General features: G+C 68.0%; 13 protein-coding genes and 1 pseudogene. 6 read left to right on the top strand and 8 right to left on the bottom strand.

The genetic code is table 11. The features are described from left to right. Nucleotides 1–2: 2 nt before the first annotated feature. A complete protein-coding gene (locus tag BMX17_RS01980; protein WP_092657085.1) occupies nt 3–1169 on the bottom strand; it encodes a Cdc6/Cdc18 family protein in 1167 nt (388 codons plus the stop codon). A gap of 8 nt (nt 1170–1177) precedes the next feature. Beyond that, entirely contained in the window at nt 1178–2719 is a 1542-nt protein-coding gene (glpK, locus tag BMX17_RS01985) for a glycerol kinase GlpK (RefSeq protein ID WP_092657087.1), read from the bottom strand. Nucleotides 2720–2933: 214 nt separating this feature from the next. Between glpK and glpA the strand changes: the two genes are divergently transcribed. The 4 genes from glpA (at nt 2934) to BMX17_RS02005 (ending at nt 7906) form a co-directional block, all read left to right on the top strand. Then, a complete protein-coding gene (gene glpA / locus BMX17_RS01990) occupies nt 2934–4616 on the top strand; it encodes an anaerobic glycerol-3-phosphate dehydrogenase subunit GlpA (protein ID WP_092657142.1) in 1683 nt (560 codons plus the stop codon). Then, on the top strand, nt 4606–5889 hold the full coding sequence (gene glpB / locus BMX17_RS01995) for a glycerol-3-phosphate dehydrogenase subunit GlpB (protein ID WP_092657089.1): 1284 nt from the start codon (nt 4606–4608) through the stop codon (nt 5887–5889). The genes glpA and glpB overlap by 11 nt, the downstream gene beginning before the upstream one ends. Further along, a complete protein-coding gene (locus BMX17_RS02000) occupies nt 5886–7253 on the top strand; it encodes an anaerobic glycerol-3-phosphate dehydrogenase subunit C (protein WP_092657091.1) in 1368 nt (455 codons plus the stop codon). The genes glpB and BMX17_RS02000 overlap by 4 nt, the downstream gene beginning before the upstream one ends. Before the next feature lie 83 nt (nt 7254–7336). After that, nucleotides 7337–7906, top strand: a complete 570-nt coding sequence (locus tag BMX17_RS02005) for a structural protein (protein WP_092657094.1) — start codon at nt 7337–7339, stop codon at nt 7904–7906. A gap of 1 nt (nt 7907) precedes the next feature. Here BMX17_RS02005 and BMX17_RS02010 read toward each other — a convergent pair whose 3' ends face one another. Then, complete coding sequence (locus BMX17_RS02010) at nt 7908–9728, bottom strand: histidine kinase N-terminal 7TM domain-containing protein (protein ID WP_092657096.1); 1821 nt, start codon at nt 9726–9728, stop codon at nt 7908–7910. A gap of 140 nt (nt 9729–9868) precedes the next feature. On the opposite strand from BMX17_RS02010, the gene gfo6 reads away from it, so the two are divergent. After that, nucleotides 9869–10951 carry a D-xylose 1-dehydrogenase Gfo6 gene (gene gfo6 / locus BMX17_RS02015; protein ID WP_092657098.1) on the top strand — a complete coding sequence of 361 codons (1083 nt, stop codon included), beginning with the start codon at nt 9869–9871 and terminating at the stop codon, nt 10949–10951. Here gfo6 and BMX17_RS02020 read toward each other — a convergent pair whose 3' ends face one another. From BMX17_RS02020 to BMX17_RS02030, 3 genes are read right to left on the bottom strand one after another with little or no spacing between them, the layout of a single operon-like run. Continuing rightward, nucleotides 10952–12190: a mandelate racemase/muconate lactonizing enzyme family protein gene (locus tag BMX17_RS02020; RefSeq protein WP_092657100.1), complete on the bottom strand. Its 1239-nt coding sequence runs from the start codon at nt 12188–12190 to the stop codon at nt 10952–10954. A gap of 44 nt (nt 12191–12234) precedes the next feature. After that, a complete protein-coding gene (locus tag BMX17_RS02025) occupies nt 12235–12498 on the bottom strand; it encodes a hypothetical protein (protein WP_092657102.1) in 264 nt (87 codons plus the stop codon). Nucleotides 12499–12537: 39 nt separating this feature from the next. Continuing rightward, nucleotides 12538–13449, bottom strand: a complete 912-nt coding sequence (locus BMX17_RS02030; protein ID WP_092657104.1) for a dihydrodipicolinate synthase family protein — start codon at nt 13447–13449, stop codon at nt 12538–12540. 119 nt (nt 13450–13568) lie between these two features. Here BMX17_RS02030 and BMX17_RS02035 point away from each other — a divergent pair, with 119 nt between their 5' ends. Next, nucleotides 13569–13865, top strand: a complete 297-nt coding sequence (locus BMX17_RS02035; RefSeq protein WP_092657106.1) for a ubiquitin family protein — start codon at nt 13569–13571, stop codon at nt 13863–13865. 13 nt (nt 13866–13878) lie between these two features. Here BMX17_RS02035 and BMX17_RS02040 read toward each other — a convergent pair whose 3' ends face one another. Together BMX17_RS02040 and BMX17_RS02045 are read right to left on the bottom strand one after the other, a co-directional pair. After that, nucleotides 13879–15129, bottom strand: a complete 1251-nt coding sequence (locus tag BMX17_RS02040) for an HAD family hydrolase (RefSeq protein ID WP_092657108.1) — start codon at nt 15127–15129, stop codon at nt 13879–13881. A 54-nt stretch (nt 15130–15183) separates the two neighbouring features. After that, a pseudogene (locus BMX17_RS02045) lies at nt 15184–15501 on the bottom strand (IS6 family transposase); the annotation flags it as partial.

The raw sequence follows: 15501 nt of genomic DNA on the forward strand, positions 1-15501 counted from the left end.
ACTCAGTCCCCGTCCCGGCGGTCGTAGAGGCGACGGAAGACGGCGGTCGGGAAGCGGGGTTCGACGCGGCTGGGCGGGCGGCCGTGGTCGCCGGCGGCGTCACTGCGAACGCGTTCGACGACGCCGGTTTCGGCGAGTTCGTAGAGGAATCGCTTGACGGTCCCCGGGGAGAGGTCGACCCGGGCGGTGATGGCGTCGGTGGCGGCGTCGACGGAGGCGCGCTCGTCGTCGTCCAGATCGACCAGCACGCGGCAGACGCGCTGGCGGTTGTCGGGGAGGGCGACGACCCGGCCGAGTGCACAGGACGGGCGGGGCACGTCGTCGATGGCGGCGGTGATGTCCGCGGCGTGGACGCGAGCGCGGTCGGCCGCGGCGGCGCGGTCGGCGGCCCCGAACAGCACCGCGAGGGCGTCGTGGGCGTCGCCGTCGGCCCAGTCGGCGATCCGTCGGACCCCCTCGTGTTCAATGGCCCGGTCGGCCAACCCGGCCGAGGCGCGACTCGTCAGCACGTCCGCCAGCGCGTGCCGGCGGTAGGCCGGAATCTCGATGCGCTCGGGCGGGGGCGACGCGTCGAGGGCGGCCGGTTCGGGTCGCCCGACAGCCACCCACGAGAGGCGGGCGAGCGGCGAGAGGTGGTCGGCGACGGTCGCCAGGTCCGGCGTCGTGGGTTCGCCGACGTGATCGACGGCGACGACGACCGCGCGACCGCCAGCGAGTTCGCGGGCGAGGCGGTCCCGGAGCCGGTCGGTCCCGACGCCACGAGTCGGGACCCGTTCGTCGACGAGGGCGTCGAGGACGGCCCGATAGAGGCCGAAGGGGCTGTCGGCGGTTCGGGCGTCGACGGCCACGAACGCGAGGTCGCCGCCGGTGTCGGCGCGGGTCGCGGTGTGGATCACGGTGGACGAGCCAGTGACCTGGGCCGAGAGGTGGTCGAACAGCGCGGTCACGACTGCGGACTTGCCCGCACCCGCCGGCCCCCAGACGTAGGCGTCGGGCGGGAGGTCGCCGTCGAAGACCGGATCGAGGTAGTCCAGCAGGCGTTCGAGGATCGGGCCCCGGCCGGTCGGGTCGGGGACGTGCGAGACGGGACTGATGGCGTCGTAATCCCGAACGAGCGGTGTGTCGCCGCTACTCTCGCGCCGTCGCCGGATGCGTTCTGTGAGGTCCATGTCGGGACTCAGTCACCACCCTCCTGGGCCCAGTCTTTCGAGCGCTCGACGGCGTCGTGCCAGCGCTCGAAGCGGGCGTCGGCGTCGGACCGGTCCATCTCGGGAGCGAACTCGGCGTCGACGTGCCAGTTGTTTCTGAGTTCGGCCAGCGAGTCCCAGTAGCCGACCGCGAGGCCGGCGGCGTAGGCGGCCCCCAGCGCGGTCGTCTCGTCGACCTCCGGCCGGACGATCTCGGTGCCGATGATGTCCGATTGCAGTTGACAGAGGAAGTTGTTCTTGACCGCACCGCCGTCGACTCGCAAACTCCCCATCTCGACGCCGGCGTCGGCCTCCATGGCCTCGGCCACGTCGCGAGTCTGGTAGGCGATGGCCTCCAGGGTCGCGCGGACGATGTGTTCGCGTCGCGTCCCGCGAGTCATGCCGACGATGGTCCCGCGGGCGCGGCCGTCCCAGTGCGGTGCGCCGAGGCCGGTGAACGCGGGAACGACGTAGACGCCATCGGTCCCGTCGACCGAGCGGGCGAGTTCCGCGGTCTCGGCCGGACTCGATATCAGGTCCACGTCTTCGAGCCACTCGATGGCCGCACCGGTGACGAAGATCGACCCCTCCAGCGCGTACTGGACGGGTCCGCCCGAGCGCTGGAATCCGACGGTCGTCAGCAGGCCGTGATCGCTCTCGACGGCCTGCTCGCCGGTGTTCATCAGGAAGAAGGACCCGGTGCCGTAGGTATTCTTGGCGTCGCCGGCGTCGAAGCAGGTCTGGCCGAACAGGGCGGCCTGCTGGTCGCCCAGCGCGCCCGCGACCGGGACGGACGTGCCGAGGAAACCGTCGGGATCGGTGTACCCGTAGTGATTCTCGTCGGAGGACGGCCGGACCTCGGGCAACATCGCTCGCGGGACGGAGAACTCGGCCAGTAAGTCCGCACACCACGCCATGTCGTGGACGTCGTACAGCATCGTCCACGAGGCGTTGGTCACGTCCGTGACGTGGTTCCCGGTGAGATTGTAGATCAGCCAGGCGTCGATGGTGCCGAGCAGGAGTTCGCCGGCCTCGGCGCGGTCCCGGACGTCTTCCGTTCGAGTGCGCTCCATCTTGATCGGGTCGGCGTTGTCCAGCAACCACTCGGCTTTCGTCGCCGAGAAGTAGGCGTCCGCTTCCAACCCGGTCTTCTCGCGGATCCACTCGAGTTTCCCCTCGGCCTCCAGGCGCTCGACGCGGTCCGTCGTCCGGCGGTCCTGCCAGACGATGGCGTTGTGGATCGGATCGCCCGTCTCGGCGTCCCAGACGACCGTCGTCTCGCGCTGGTTGGTGATGCCAAGCGCCGCGAGCTGGGTGGCGTCCAGCCCCGCCTCCTCCAGCGCCCGCGTGATGACCGTCTTGACGTTCTCCCAGATCTCGACGGCGTCGTGTTCGACCCAGCCGGGCTCCGGGTAGACCTGTTCGTGTTTCTCGTAGGCGTTGGCGACGACCTGCCCCCCGTGATCGAAGACCATGAACCGGGTCCCGGTCGTCCCCTGGTCGATCGCCCCGACGTACGTGTTGGCTGTCATTGGTGTCTACAGCGCCACCGACGAGGTTCTTTACCGTCAGCAGCAGTATGGTGGTAAAAATCTTCAGCGGCTGGCTTAAACGTTGCGTAGCGGACCCCGGCGGAGGGGATCGACGGCCGGAGCGAGCGACCTGTCGCCATCGCCCCATAATTTACTGACGGTCGGGTCGCTGCGGTAAAAATATGTGCACGCGGTCCAAGTGACCGACAGTGCGATGGGAGCAACACCGACGGTCCTGGTGATCGGCGGCGGCTCGACGGGCTGTGGCATCGCCCGAGATCTGGCGATGCGGGGCCTGTCGGTCACGCTCGTCGAGCAGGGCAACCTGACCCACGGGACGACCGGGCGGATGCACGGCCTGCTCCACAGCGGCGGCCGCTACGCCGTGGCCGACCAGGCCAGCGCCCGGGAGTGTATCCAAGAGACCCGCGTCCTCGAAGATATCGCGAGCCACTGCGTCGAAGAGACCGGCGGGCTGTTCGTCAAACGCCCGGAAGACAGCGAGGCGTACTTCGAGCGGAAACTCCGGGGGTGTGCGGAGTGTGGAATCCCCACCGAAGTCCTCTCGGGTCGGGAGGCCCGACAGCGCGAGCCCTATCTCGCCGCGGACGTGGACAAGGCCATCGCGGTGCCCGACGGGGCGGTCGACCCGTTCCGCCTCTGTGTCGCGAACGCCGCGAGCGCGCAGAACCACGGCGCACGCATCGAGACCCACGCCGAGGTGACCGACCTGCTCGTCGAGGCCGGCGAAGTCGTCGGCGCGGAGGTGACCCACGAGAGCGGTCCAGGCAAACGGACCCACGGGAAGGCGGGCACCACGGAGGAAATCGAGGCCGACCACGTGATCAACGCGACGGGCGCGTGGGCCGGCCGGATCGGCGACATGGCCGGCCTCGACGTGAACGTCCGCCCCTCGAAGGGCGTGATGACCGTCATGAACGTCCGGCAGGTCGACACCGTCATCAACCGCTGTATCCCGAAGGGCAACGCCGACATCGTCGTGCCCCACGAGACGACCTGCATCCTCGGGACGACCGACGAGGAGGTCGAAGACCCCGAGGACTACCCCGAGGCGGAGTGGGAGGTGGACCTGATGATCGACGAACTGTCGAAACTCCTCCCCGTCCTGCAGGAGGCCCGGACCATCCGATCCTACTGGGGCGTGCGCCCGCTGTACGAACCGCCCGGCTCGGGCACGGCGGACTCGGAAGACATCACGCGGGATTTCTTCCTGCTCGACCACGCCGACCGGGACGGCCTGCCGGGACTCACCACCATCGTCGGCGGGAAGTTCACCACCTACCGCATGATGGCCGAGGAGCTCAGCGATCACGTCTGTGATCGACTGGGCGTCTCGGCGGCCTGCCGGACGGCTGACGTGCCCCTGCCCGGGAGCCGCGACGAGCGCGTCCTCGACGACGCGATGGACGAGTTCGGGCTGACCTCGCCGGTCGCCCGCCGGAGCAAACAGCGACTCGGCGACCGCGCGCCCGACGTGCTGGACACCGACGACCCGAACCCCGTGGTCTGTTCCTGCGAGGGCGTCACCCGCGCGGAGCTACAGGACGCCATCGCGGGGTCGGGGACCGACCTCAACGCGGTTCGCATCCGGACCCGCGCGTCGATGGGCAACTGTCAGGGCGGGTTCTGCGCCCACGCGATGGCCGACGAGCTCCACCCCGAGTACGACGCCGAACAGGCGAGCGCGGCACTGGACGACCTCTACCAGGAGCGCTGGAAGGGCCAGCGCCACGCGCTGTGGGGCGAACAGCTCTCCCAGGCGATGCTCACCTACGCGCTCCACGCGACGACGATGAATCGGGATGAGGGAGGTATCGCCGCCGACGAGACCGTCGACTTCGCCGCCTTCGACGGAGGTACCCCCGATGGCGATTGAACAGGACGTGCTGGTGATCGGCGGCGGACTGGCCGGCGTGACGGCGGCCGTCTCGGCCGCCCGGACCGGCGCGGACGTGCGCCTGGTCTCGTACAAACAGCCGACGCTCCGGCACGCCAGCGGCCTGATCGACGTGCTGGGCTACACACCCGACGGCGAGGGGCCACTGGTTGATCCCGTCGCCGCCCTCGACGACCTCCCCGAGGGCCACCCCTACGAGCGCGTCGGCGAGGACGCAGTTCGGGCCGGGCTGGCGCTATTCGACGACCTCGCGGGTGATACCTACGAGGGCAACCACACCGAGCGTAACGCCCTGGTCCCGACCCAGGGCGGGCGCGTCAAGCCGACGGCACGCTATCCCGCGAGCACGGCGGCGGGACTGGCCAGCGACGAACGCGACGCTCTGCTGGTCGGGTTCGAACGACTGGTCGGATTCGACGCACCGCTGTCGGCCGCCCAACTGAACGCGGCCGGCGCGCCGTTCGAGGCCCGCGGCGCGACCGTCGAGTTTCCCGTGGAACTGAGTGCTGACCCGAAGGTGACTCGCTTCGCGCACCTGCTCGACCGGGACGAGGCCGGCGAGGAGAGCCAGGACGGGAGCGTCCGGCGGGCGCTGGCCGAGCGCGTCACGACCCACCTCGACGGCGAGGCGCGGGTCGGGTTTCCGGCCGTACTGGGCGACGACCACCCCGAGGACGTGCGGGCCGCCCTTGAAACCCACCTCGGCGTCGACGTGTTCGAGGTCCCGATGGGGCCGCCGAGCCTCCCCGGCTTCCGACTGGAAGACCGGCTCTACGACGCGCTGGACGCCGCGGGCGTCCGCATCGAGACCGGAAATCCCGTAGTGGGGTACGAGACGGACGGACGGGACGACGACCTGATCGAGGCAGTCACCGTCGACCGCAACGGTGCGACGGTCCCGTACGCGGCCGAGCAGTTCGTGCTGGCGACCGGCGGGCTGGTCGGGAAAGGCATCGACTCGGATCGGGAGGGCGTCGCCGAGCCGATCTTCGACTGCCACGTCACCCACCCGCCGGACCGCTACGACTGGTTCGAAGACGACGCCTTCGGCGACCACCGCTTCGCCCGGTTCGGCGTCGCCCCCGACCGGGAGTTGCGGCCCCGTGATGCTCGGGGCACGGTCGAGTTCGACAACCTCCGGGCGGCGGGCGCGGTACTCGGCAACTACGACTTCGCGGCCGAGAAGTCCGGCAGCGGCGTCTCGCTGGCGACGGGCCACGAGGCGGGCCGGCTGGCAGGTGATGATACGTGAGCGACGCAGACTCCCCCCACGACCCAGGCGTACCGGACGACGAGATTCCCGACGACGAGTTCGAGCCCGTCGACGTGTTCCCCGAGTCGGAGCTGGACCTGCGGTCCGGAGCCGACGACTGTTACAAGTGCTCGACCTGCGATACGAACTGTCCCGTCGCCGAGGTCGACGACGAGTTCCCCGGCCCGAAGTTCCAGGGACCCGAGCAGTGGCGGCTCAAGCGGAAGGACGACGCCGACATCGACCCGTCGATCATGGACTGCTCGAACTGTATGCGCTGTGACGACGCCTGTCCGTCCGACGTGCCCCTCAGCCAGATGCACAACGAGGCCCGCGCCGAGTACGTCGACGGGCAGATGAGCAAACTCTCCGTCGAGTACTGGCGCAACCGGGTCCTCGCCAACTACCGGAAAGGGGCGTGGCTCGGGAGCAAGTTCCCGCGCCTGACCAACGCCCTCGCGAACAACGGGCCGCTCCGCAAACTCGGCGAGAAACTGTTCGGGCTGACCGCCGAGCGGGAGTTCCCCGCCTTCGCCACGCAGACGTTCAGGGAGTGGTGGGCGGAGCGAGGTGGCGCAGCCACCTCGAAGGAGCGAGCGCGGGAGGCGCGAGCCAAGCGAGGTGGTGCACAGGTTCAAAGCGAGGACAAACGCGTCGCCTACTTCCACGGTTGTTACGCCAACTACAACACCCCCGAGGTCGCGAAGGCCATGGTCAGGACCTTCGAACACTTCGGCTACGAGATCGTCGTCCCCGAGCAGGGGTGTTCGGGCACCCCCATGTTCGCCAACGGGATGCTCGACGACGCCCGCCGGGACGCAGAGACCAACATCTCGTCGTTCGCCGACCTGATCGATCAAGGGTACGACGTGATCTGTTCCTGTACCTCCTGTTCTATGGCGCTCCGCCAGGAGTACCCCGAGCTGTTTACCTTCGAGGGTACCGACGACGTGGCCGCCCACACCTACGAGGCACTGGAGTATCTGCGTATCCACGAGGACCTCCGGGGGGCGCTCGACGAGGCCGAGGGGGAGGACGAGGAACTGGCGTACCACGCGCCGTGTCACGCGCGCAACCAGGGGCTGGACCGGCAGGCTGTCGAGTTGTTCCGGGACCTGGACGGCGTCGCGGTCGAGGACGTGGGCGACTCCTGTTCGGGTATCTCGGGGACCTACGGCTGGAAGGCCGAGAAGTACGAGAAGTCCATGGCCATCGGCGAGGAGATGTTCGAGGAGATGGGCGAAGCCGACGGACAGACTGGTATGACGGAGTGTCCGACCTGCGCGATGCAGATGGAACACGGCACGGGGTACGAAATTCGCCATCCCCTGGAACTGCTGGAAGACGCGCTGGTGGCGGAGTGAGGGAGCGTCGGCGGGCCTGGCCAGGAGTTCTGCTGCCGAAACGCGGGCGAGATTTATGTCGGGAGCGGTCGGTAGACGGTCACATGGGTTTGCATAGCTGGGTCACCGGGTTGCTCGGCGACGAGGGGGACGCGGCCGGGGAGGCCGAGAACGCCGACGACGCACAGATCGAACTCGTCGTCGACGTGGAGCGTCGCGCCGGGGCGATCCTCGAACACTACGGCCTCGCGGGCGAGGACGCCCGTCAGGTCGCGGAGATTCTGGCCGCGGAGCTGGCCCGCGAAGAGGGGTACGCCCGGTCGATGATCGCCGACCGGGTCGCCCGGGAACTCGACATGGACGAGGATCGCGCGCGGACCATCGTGGACACGGAGGTCGCGTCGATCCGGAACCTGGCCCGGGTCCGGAAGTTCACCGAACAGGCCGGGGAGGAAGTCCGGTTCCGCTGGGTCGACTCGGTCGGGCAGGACGACTCCCCGGTCTGTGCGGCCGTTCGGGCCGAGATCGACGAACGCGGCCCAGTCAGTCTCGGCGAGTTGCGGTCGATCATCCGCGAGGCCGCCGACGAGCATCCGTCGGGAACGCCCGATCGAGCCGACGATCTCGTCCCCCACGAGCAGTGTCGCCACACCGTCGTTCGACACGTGGAGTGAGTCAGGGGAGCGGGTCGTCTTCGAGGGCAGGGCCGTCGGCGACGAGCCCCGTGATCTCGAAGCGAGCGCCGCCCGTCGCACTTTCGGTCACGTCGATCTCCCAGCCGTGGGCGTCGGCGACCGTACTGACGATGGACAGGCCGAGCCCGGTTCCCTCTTCGCTCGTGGTGAACCCCTGCTCCAGTACGGCATCGCGCTGGTCTTCGGGGATGCCGGGGCCATCGTCTTCCACGTAGAAGCCCCACAGTGAGTCCGGCGATCGCTCGTCCCCGTCTGGCCCATCCGCGATCGTCCCGACGGTCACGGCCACGTCGTCGCCACCGTGTTCGACACAGTTGCGAAACAGGTTCTCGAACAGGCGCAGGAGCCGGTTGCGGTCGGCCTCGAACTCGGCGTCGGCTCGGCAACCCAGGGACGCTTCGGCGGTGTCGACGGTCGCCCAGGCCTCCGCGGCGACCGCGCACAGCGAGACCGACTCGGTCTCGTCGACGGTCTGGCCCTGCCGGGCTAGCGTCAGCACGTCCTCGATGATCGTCTCCATCCGCTCGTGGGCGTTCTCCGCGCGGTCGAGGTACTCGAACTGCTCGTTGCGCCTGGCCAGTTCGATGGCACCGTCGGCGACGTTCAGCGGGTTCCGGAGGTCGTGGGAGACGATCCCGGCGAAGTCCTCGAGCTGATCGTTCTGGCGTCTGAGTTCCGCCGTCCGCTCTTCGAGGGTCTGTTTGCGGCGCTCGCGCTCGGTCACGTCGTGGATCAACGAGACGCGGCCGGTCGCGCCCTCACCGTCGAGTTCGGTTATCAACACGTCGAAACAGCGTTTCTCGCCGTCCGGCGTCCGGACCCAGACGCCGGAGAAGTTCCCGGCGACGCCCGGATCGAGGAGTCGCGTGTCGTCCTCGTCGAGGAAGATCCTCGGCGGGAGGACTTCCTTGAGTGGGCGACCGACGACGCGGGCGTCGGGCTCACCGAGGATCTTCCGGCCCATCGGGTTGATATCGACGACGCGGTTGCGGTGGTCGGTCACGATCATTCCCCCACCCATCTCCTCGATCATGGCGGTCCGGGCGACCGGCGCGAGGCTCTTGGACCGGGAGCCGAACAGTTCGAGGATCGGTTTGAGTGGGAGGAACCCGTAGGATCGGTAGCCGACGAACACGAGCAAGGAGAGCGAACCGAACACGAGATTCGCCAGCGGGGCGAGCGTGTGATTCGGGGTGGGGCTCAGTCCGACCGTACTCAGCAGGTGACAGGCCGTCAGCAGGAGGCTGTAGGCAAGAAAGAAGAACGTCCGCTTCCGGTAGACGTTCCGCGAGCCGACGAACTTCCCGAACAGCAGGTAGTCGCCGACGAACAGTAGCGTGTAGGTGTACGCGACGACGCCCCAGAACACCGGCCCGTACTCGACTGCCAGCGTCGGCCGACCACCGACCGTGACCAGCGTCGGCTCGATCCAGGTCAGTTCGCCCGTGTTCGTCACGCCGAGAGCGAGCGCAAGGGCTGGGACGATCCCCAGCGCGGCGACCAGACCTGGTGACACGTCGGTGGAACGCCCGGTGTACCGCCGGGCGAAGAGAAACAGCGCCGGCCCGATCATCGCGGTCGCAAACAGCGTGAGCGCGTAGCCCCCCGTCTTCCACACGAGGGCAGTGCCACCCACGACCAGCGCCTGCCCGAACGCCCACAGCGCCAGACTGATCTCGACGAACATCAGCGGCGTCGTTCCCGACTTCGGGCGTTCGTTCCAGAGAAACGCCGCGACCGCCGTCGAGAGCACACCGGAGAGAACGAGCAACCCTGTGAGCACAGGGATGCCGAATAGCATACTTCCATCTCGTCGTACCTGGAGTTAAGTGTACGCACGGGGGTATCAGTGCTGATAACAGCACGGGCGGTGGTCCCGACGCGGCGATCTGTCGACGGCCCGACCCACACGCCTTTTCACGTGCGGACCGAACCGGAGGTATGGATCTCGCCACCGTTCTCGACGGGTTCACCGCGCGGGACTGGCAGGGCGCGGCCGACGACGCCGGCCCGCTCCGCGTCGCCGTGGTGGGACTCGGCTGGTGGACTCGCGACGAGGCGATCCCGGCCATCGCCGACTCGCGACTGTGTGCGACGACCGTCGCCGTCAGTCGGTCCCGAGAGAAAGCCCGCGAAGTCGCGGCCGAATTCGAGGGGATCGAACACGGCCTCTCGGGGGAGGACTTTCACGACGGCGCGGCGACCGACGCCTACGACGCCGTCTACGTCGCCACGCCCAACGCCACCCACCTCGAATACGTCGAGTCGGCGGCCGACTTCGGCAAGGCCGTGCTCTGTGAGAAACCGATGGAAGCCAGCGTCGAGCGGGCCGAGCGGATGGTCGCGGCCGCCGACGAGGCCGGGATCACCCTGATGATCGCCTACCGGATGCACACCGAACCCGCCGTGCGCCGGGTCCGGGACCTCCTCCGGGCGGGACTGCTCGGCGACCCCGTCGCCGTCCACGGGCATATGTCCCAGCCCCTCATGGAGATGATCCCGAACCCCGACCAGTGGCGGCTGGACCCAGAACTGGCCGGCCCCGGGGCGTCAGTCACCGACATCGGGCTCTACCCGCTCAACACCGCCCGCTTCCTGCTGGAATCCGATCCCGTGGCCGTCCAGGCGTCGATGGACGCCTCGGGCGAGGCCTTCGCCGACGTGCCCGACGAACGGGCCGCGTTCACCCTCGAATTTCCGGACGGCGTGTTCGCGACCTGTACGGCCAGCCAGCACGCGGCGCAGTCGAGTCATATCGAAGTGATCGGGACCGAGGGCCGGGCCCGGATCGACCCCGCGTTCTTCGCGAACGAGCCCCGGCAGGTGACCGTCACGAGGGAGGGGACGACCCTCGACGTGGACTTCGAGCAGGTCGACGAAATGCGCGAGGAGTTCGACTACTTCGCCGACCGCGTGCTCACCGGTCGGGACCCCGAGGGCGACGGCGACCACGGGCTGACCGATATGCGCATCATCGAAGCCATCTACGAGGCCGGCGAACAGGGCGAACGAGTCGAGCTGTAGTCAGGCCGCATCGAACAGTTCCTCACCGTCGACCATGTGCTCGGCCACGGCGTCCATGTCGAGGGTAACACCCAGTCCCGGCTTTTCAGGCACCTCGATCTCGCCGTTCTCGATGACCGATTCCTCGACCAGGTCGCCCCACCAGCCGAGTTCGTAGGAGTGGAACTCGACGGCCAGGGCGTTCGGGATGGCGGTGCCCACGTGGGCAGCGGCGACGGTCGCCACGGGCGAGGCGACGTTGTGCATCGCCACGGGGACGTAGTGCTGGTTGGCCACGTCGGCTATCTTCCGGGTCTCGCGCATCCCGCCGACCTTCGGCAGGTCCGGGGCCACGATGTCGACGGCCCCGCGTTCGATCAGCCGCCGGAGTTCGGTCACGCGATACCGGTTCTCCCCGACCGCGATCGGCGTCGTCGTCGAGCGTGTCACGCGCTCCTGTACGTCGAGGTTCTCGGGCGGCACGGGATCTTCGAGCCACCACACGTCGAACTCGGCGATGGCCTCGGCCAGTCGCTCGGCGGAGTTGCCCGAGAACGTCCAGTGGCAGTCGAAGGCCACGTCCGCCCGGTCGCGGACGCGCTCGGTCACCTGCTCGACGATCTCGGCCTTGTGTCGGATCTCGCCAGGCCGGAGGTGGCGGTTGGCGCGGTCCTTCTCGAGGCCGCTCGGTACGTCCAGATCGAACTTCAGCGCGTCGTAGCCCAACTCCTCGACGACGCGTTCGGCCTCGTCGGCGCAGGCTTCGGGGTCGGCTTCTGCCTCGGTGTGACAGTCACAGTAGACCCGCACCGAATCGCGGTACTTCCCGCCCAGGAGCTGGTAGGCGGGCAGGTCGAGGATCTTGCCCGCCAGATCGTGGAGCGCGACCTCGATCCCAGCGATGGCAGTGACGGTGACCCCCTCGACCGAGCCCTCGCCGGAGGTCTTCTGGAGCAGGTGTTCGTAGAGCCGGTCGATGTCGAGGGGGTTCTCGCCGACGAGGAAGGGTTTCATCCGTGCGATCAACTCGGGGACGCCCGCGCCCCAGTAGGCCTCGCCGGTGCCGACGATCCCCGCGTCGGTGTACACCCGGACCAGCGTCCACGGGAAGTTGCCGTCGACCATCGTGGTCTGGACGTCCGTGATCGCCACGTCGCGGCCGCCGCCGCGTTTCGCCCGGACGCCCATCGACTCGGCCGAGAGGTCCCGCATCGTGTACTCGGCGTTGGGATCGCGAAGCGTCTCGTAGTCGATGCCCATGGCGTCCGTTCCACGCGCGTGACCTAAAACGCGGGGGCGTCGAACTATTCGTCGTCGTCTTCGACGATGTCGTCGAGTTCCCGCCGGAGATCGTGGCGGTCGGAGTCGATGTCGGCGTTGAGCCGCTTGATGAAGACGAAAAAGAGCACGAGGAGTGCGAGGACGATCACCAGCACGGCGACGAACCCGCCGAGCAACTGGAGGGTCGGGTTCGACTGGACGCCGGCCGCGACCATGATAACGGTTCCCAGCAGCAACAGGACGACGACCGTCGGCGTGTCGATCAGCCGACCGAGCGACCGCAACATGGTTCCGACTGGCTCCGGCAACGGCATCAAGGTTTGGCTCTACAGGAGGTCGAGATCGACGAGATCCGACGCCAGCGCCTCCCGATCGGCCTCGTCCATCCGGCGGAGCGGACGCCGGAGCGGCCCCACGTCGAACGCGAGGTCCCGCAGTGAGAGGGCAGTCTTGACGCCGGCCATGTACGGTCCGCGTTTCATCGCGTCCCGAACCTCGTAGACGCGGCTCTGGCGGTCGCGAGCGCGGGCCTCGTCCCCGTCGGCGTAGGCCGAGTAGAGGTCGACCACCAGTTCGGGGAAGACGTTGGCGACGGCGCTCACCAGCCCGGTACAGCCGACTTCGAGGCCGGGAAACAGGAGCGAGTCAGAGCCCGCCAGGAAGCTCAATTCGGGGTGGCGGTCGATCGCCTGTGCGAGCCAGGGCACGTCCTTGCTCGAATCTTTCAGGCCCGCGATCCCATCGATTGCGGCAATCTCGTCGAGCGCGGAGAGTGTGAGTTCGTTCCCCGTCCGGGAGGGGATGTGGTAGACGTACACCGGCACGTCGACGGCCGCCGCGACCCGACGGTAGTGGTCGAGGGCTGCCGCGTCGTCCAGCGGATAGTAGTACGGCGTGACGACGATGACGCCGTCCGCGCCCGCGTCGGCCGCGTGTTCGGCGTTGGCGACCGTCCGGCGCGTACTCGGCGCGCCGACGCCGGGGACCACGGGGACGGACGCGATCTCGTCGACGACGGTCTCGACGACGCGGCGGCGTTCCGCGGGCGTCAGAAGGGCGAACTCGCCGTTGGTTCCGAGTGGAAAGACGCCGTGACAGCCCGCCTCGACGACGAAGCGGGCGTGGGCCGCGGTCGCGTCGAGATCGACCGACTCGTCGGCGTCGAAGGCCGTGACGGTCGGTGGCACCACACCGTGCAGGGAGAGCGGATCGTCGCTCCCGGCGGTCGGATCTGCCATCGTCTCCACCTCCACGCCCGGGCGTGTAAGCCCTTTCCCGGTCCGACCTAATCACCGCTATTCTCTTTTTCGAGAGTGAGTTAACTTTTTGGCGCTGGAGCCAGTACTGGTGAGTAACCATGTGCGACATCGATATCAGCCGTTCGCTCGCGGCGCGGGTTGGGGCCCAGGAGGCACACGTCGGCGTGCGTGAGGGTGATACGGTACGGGACGTGATCGACCGACTGGTGGACCTGTACGGCTCGCAGGTAGCCAGCGGGATGCTCGACGGGAATCGCCTGCGCTCGGACGTGATCGCGGTCCGCAATCCCGACACGGATCACGAATCGGTCACCGCAGACACGACCCTCCAGCCCGGCGACAGCCTGGAGTTCCACCTGACCTCCGAACACGAGAAAGTGAGCGGCTCGGCCTGATTTCCCGAGGCTTCTACTCTACTCTCGCGAGTCGGTTCAGCGCGTAGACCGTCGCCAGCACGTCGGTCGCGTCGCCGGGATCGAAGACGAGTTCGTCGGTATTCATCACGTGTTCCAGTACGTCACGAGAGGCGTGTTCGGGCGCGGCCGCGAGCCCGTAGTCGTTCTCGGCGACCCACTCCATCACCCGGAGGTCGCTCTTGGAGTCGCCCATGACGACCGAGAAGGGGTCCTCGATCCCCAGCACGTCGAAGGCGGCCTCGACGCCGGCGACCTTGTTGAGTTCGAGACTGCCGATCTCGGCCGCGTCGGCCTCGTAGTAGGCCACATCGATCCGGTCGAACACGGCGGCGACGGCCTCGGGCACGTCCCCGGGGTCGGTGTCGACCGTCGCCCCCGCACCTTCGAGTACCGTGCGGATTTCGGGGTCCTGAGCGGCGTAGTAGGCCCGTGCCCAGGCACCGGCGGCCTCGGCGTCGTCGACGGCGACTTCGCCCAGGACGGCGTCACCGAGCAGGTCGAGCATATAGATCAGCGCGTCGTCGATCACCTCGCGAGCGCGGGGACTCCCGGTCTCGAAATTGGGCTTGAGCGTGACGTTGAACTCGTTGCCCTGGAGGTGACAGCCCCGCCGGAGGTCCTCGGGCGCGTCCGAGAGGACCCGCGAGCGGACGGCGTCGAAGACCGCCTGGATCTCGGCGTCGAGGTCCTCGTAGAGCAGTTGCTTCGTGTCGCCGCCGTGGCCGGGCGTGAACACGCCGGTTCCGGCCTCGTAGACGATGCTCACGTCCCCGGAGTGGACGAGTTCGTTGCCCAGCCCCTGGATCAGGAAGCCCTTGACGTTCTCCAGAGTCTGGCCGGTACAGACTACGATGGGGACCCCGGCCTCGTGGAACTCGGTCAGGAGGTGCAGGGTGTCCCGGGGGATCTCGTTGTCGGTCCGCCCCGCCGACCGGAGGGTCTCGTCCACGTCCAGCACGAGGGCGTTGACCGCGCGGTCGTACTTGGCGAGCAGATCGAGTGCCGTGAAGGCCTGTTCACGGGTGGCGGTCGCGGCGATGTCGGCGAAGGTCTCGCCGGTCGCGGGGAAGGCCTCGCGGATCTCGTCTTTCCCGTCGGCGAGTTCCTCGCTGGCGTTTTGCCAGTGTTCCAGGGCCACCCGCGAGTCCACCGGCGGGAACAGGTCGACGAAGTCCTGGTAGGCGCGCAACTGCCCGGTGTCGAACTCGTCGAACAGCCGATACAGCTGATCGTAACGCTCCATGTGTCCCCTGGGCCGGCGACGGGCAAAAGGCTCGGGGGGTTGCGGGGGTAGTGTTCAGATTAGCTGATTCCATGCGAAGGCGAACGATTGGAGCCAGTCGTCAGCTGTGTCTCGCTGGGCGTTGCTGAAACAGTTTGAGAACGAAGAGGTACGGCGTTTTACCTCACGAAAGACACGTTCGACACTGTTCCGATTTCCGTGGCGTTTGTATCTGAAATCGAGGCCGTGTCGCTGGCAGGCGTCTTTCAGCGGTGCTGCACCATCGACGAGAAACACCGCATCGTCAACGTCGTGTTTCTCGCGGAGTTCGGCAAAGAATGTGCGAGCAATAACGTTCGTTCTCGTCGGTTCAAGCTTTGTATGGAGTAATTC

It is taken from the genome of Halorientalis persicus, assembly GCF_900110215.1.
Lineage (GTDB): Archaea > Halobacteriota > Halobacteria > Halobacteriales > Haloarculaceae > Halorientalis > Halorientalis persica.

Bases quoted from the DNA above. Each gene is read 5' to 3' on its own strand.
- BMX17_RS02030 (WP_092657104.1), bottom strand. From the start codon at position 13,449: ATGGCAGATCCGACCGCCGGGAGCGACGATCCGCTCTCCCTGCACGGT.
- glpB (WP_092657089.1), top strand. From the start codon at position 4,606: ATGGCGATTGAACAGGACGTGCTGGTGATCGGCGGCGGACTGGCCGGC.
- BMX17_RS02025 (WP_092657102.1), bottom strand. From the start codon at position 12,498: ATGTTGCGGTCGCTCGGTCGGCTGATCGACACGCCGACGGTCGTCGTC.
- BMX17_RS02020 (WP_092657100.1), bottom strand. From the start codon at position 12,190: ATGGGCATCGACTACGAGACGCTTCGCGATCCCAACGCCGAGTACACG.
- BMX17_RS02040 (WP_092657108.1), bottom strand. From the start codon at position 15,129: ATGGAGCGTTACGATCAGCTGTATCGGCTGTTCGACGAGTTCGACACC.
- BMX17_RS02010 (WP_092657096.1), bottom strand. From the start codon at position 9,728: ATGCTATTCGGCATCCCTGTGCTCACAGGGTTGCTCGTTCTCTCCGGT.
- glpK (WP_092657087.1), bottom strand. From the start codon at position 2,719: ATGACAGCCAACACGTACGTCGGGGCGATCGACCAGGGGACGACCGGG.
- gfo6 (WP_092657098.1), top strand. From the start codon at position 9,869: ATGGATCTCGCCACCGTTCTCGACGGGTTCACCGCGCGGGACTGGCAG.
- glpA (WP_092657142.1), top strand. From the start codon at position 2,934: ATGGGAGCAACACCGACGGTCCTGGTGATCGGCGGCGGCTCGACGGGC.
- BMX17_RS02035 (WP_092657106.1), top strand. From the start codon at position 13,569: ATGTGCGACATCGATATCAGCCGTTCGCTCGCGGCGCGGGTTGGGGCC.
- BMX17_RS01980 (WP_092657085.1), bottom strand. From the start codon at position 1,169: ATGGACCTCACAGAACGCATCCGGCGACGGCGCGAGAGTAGCGGCGAC.
- BMX17_RS02005 (WP_092657094.1), top strand. From the start codon at position 7,337: ATGGGTTTGCATAGCTGGGTCACCGGGTTGCTCGGCGACGAGGGGGAC.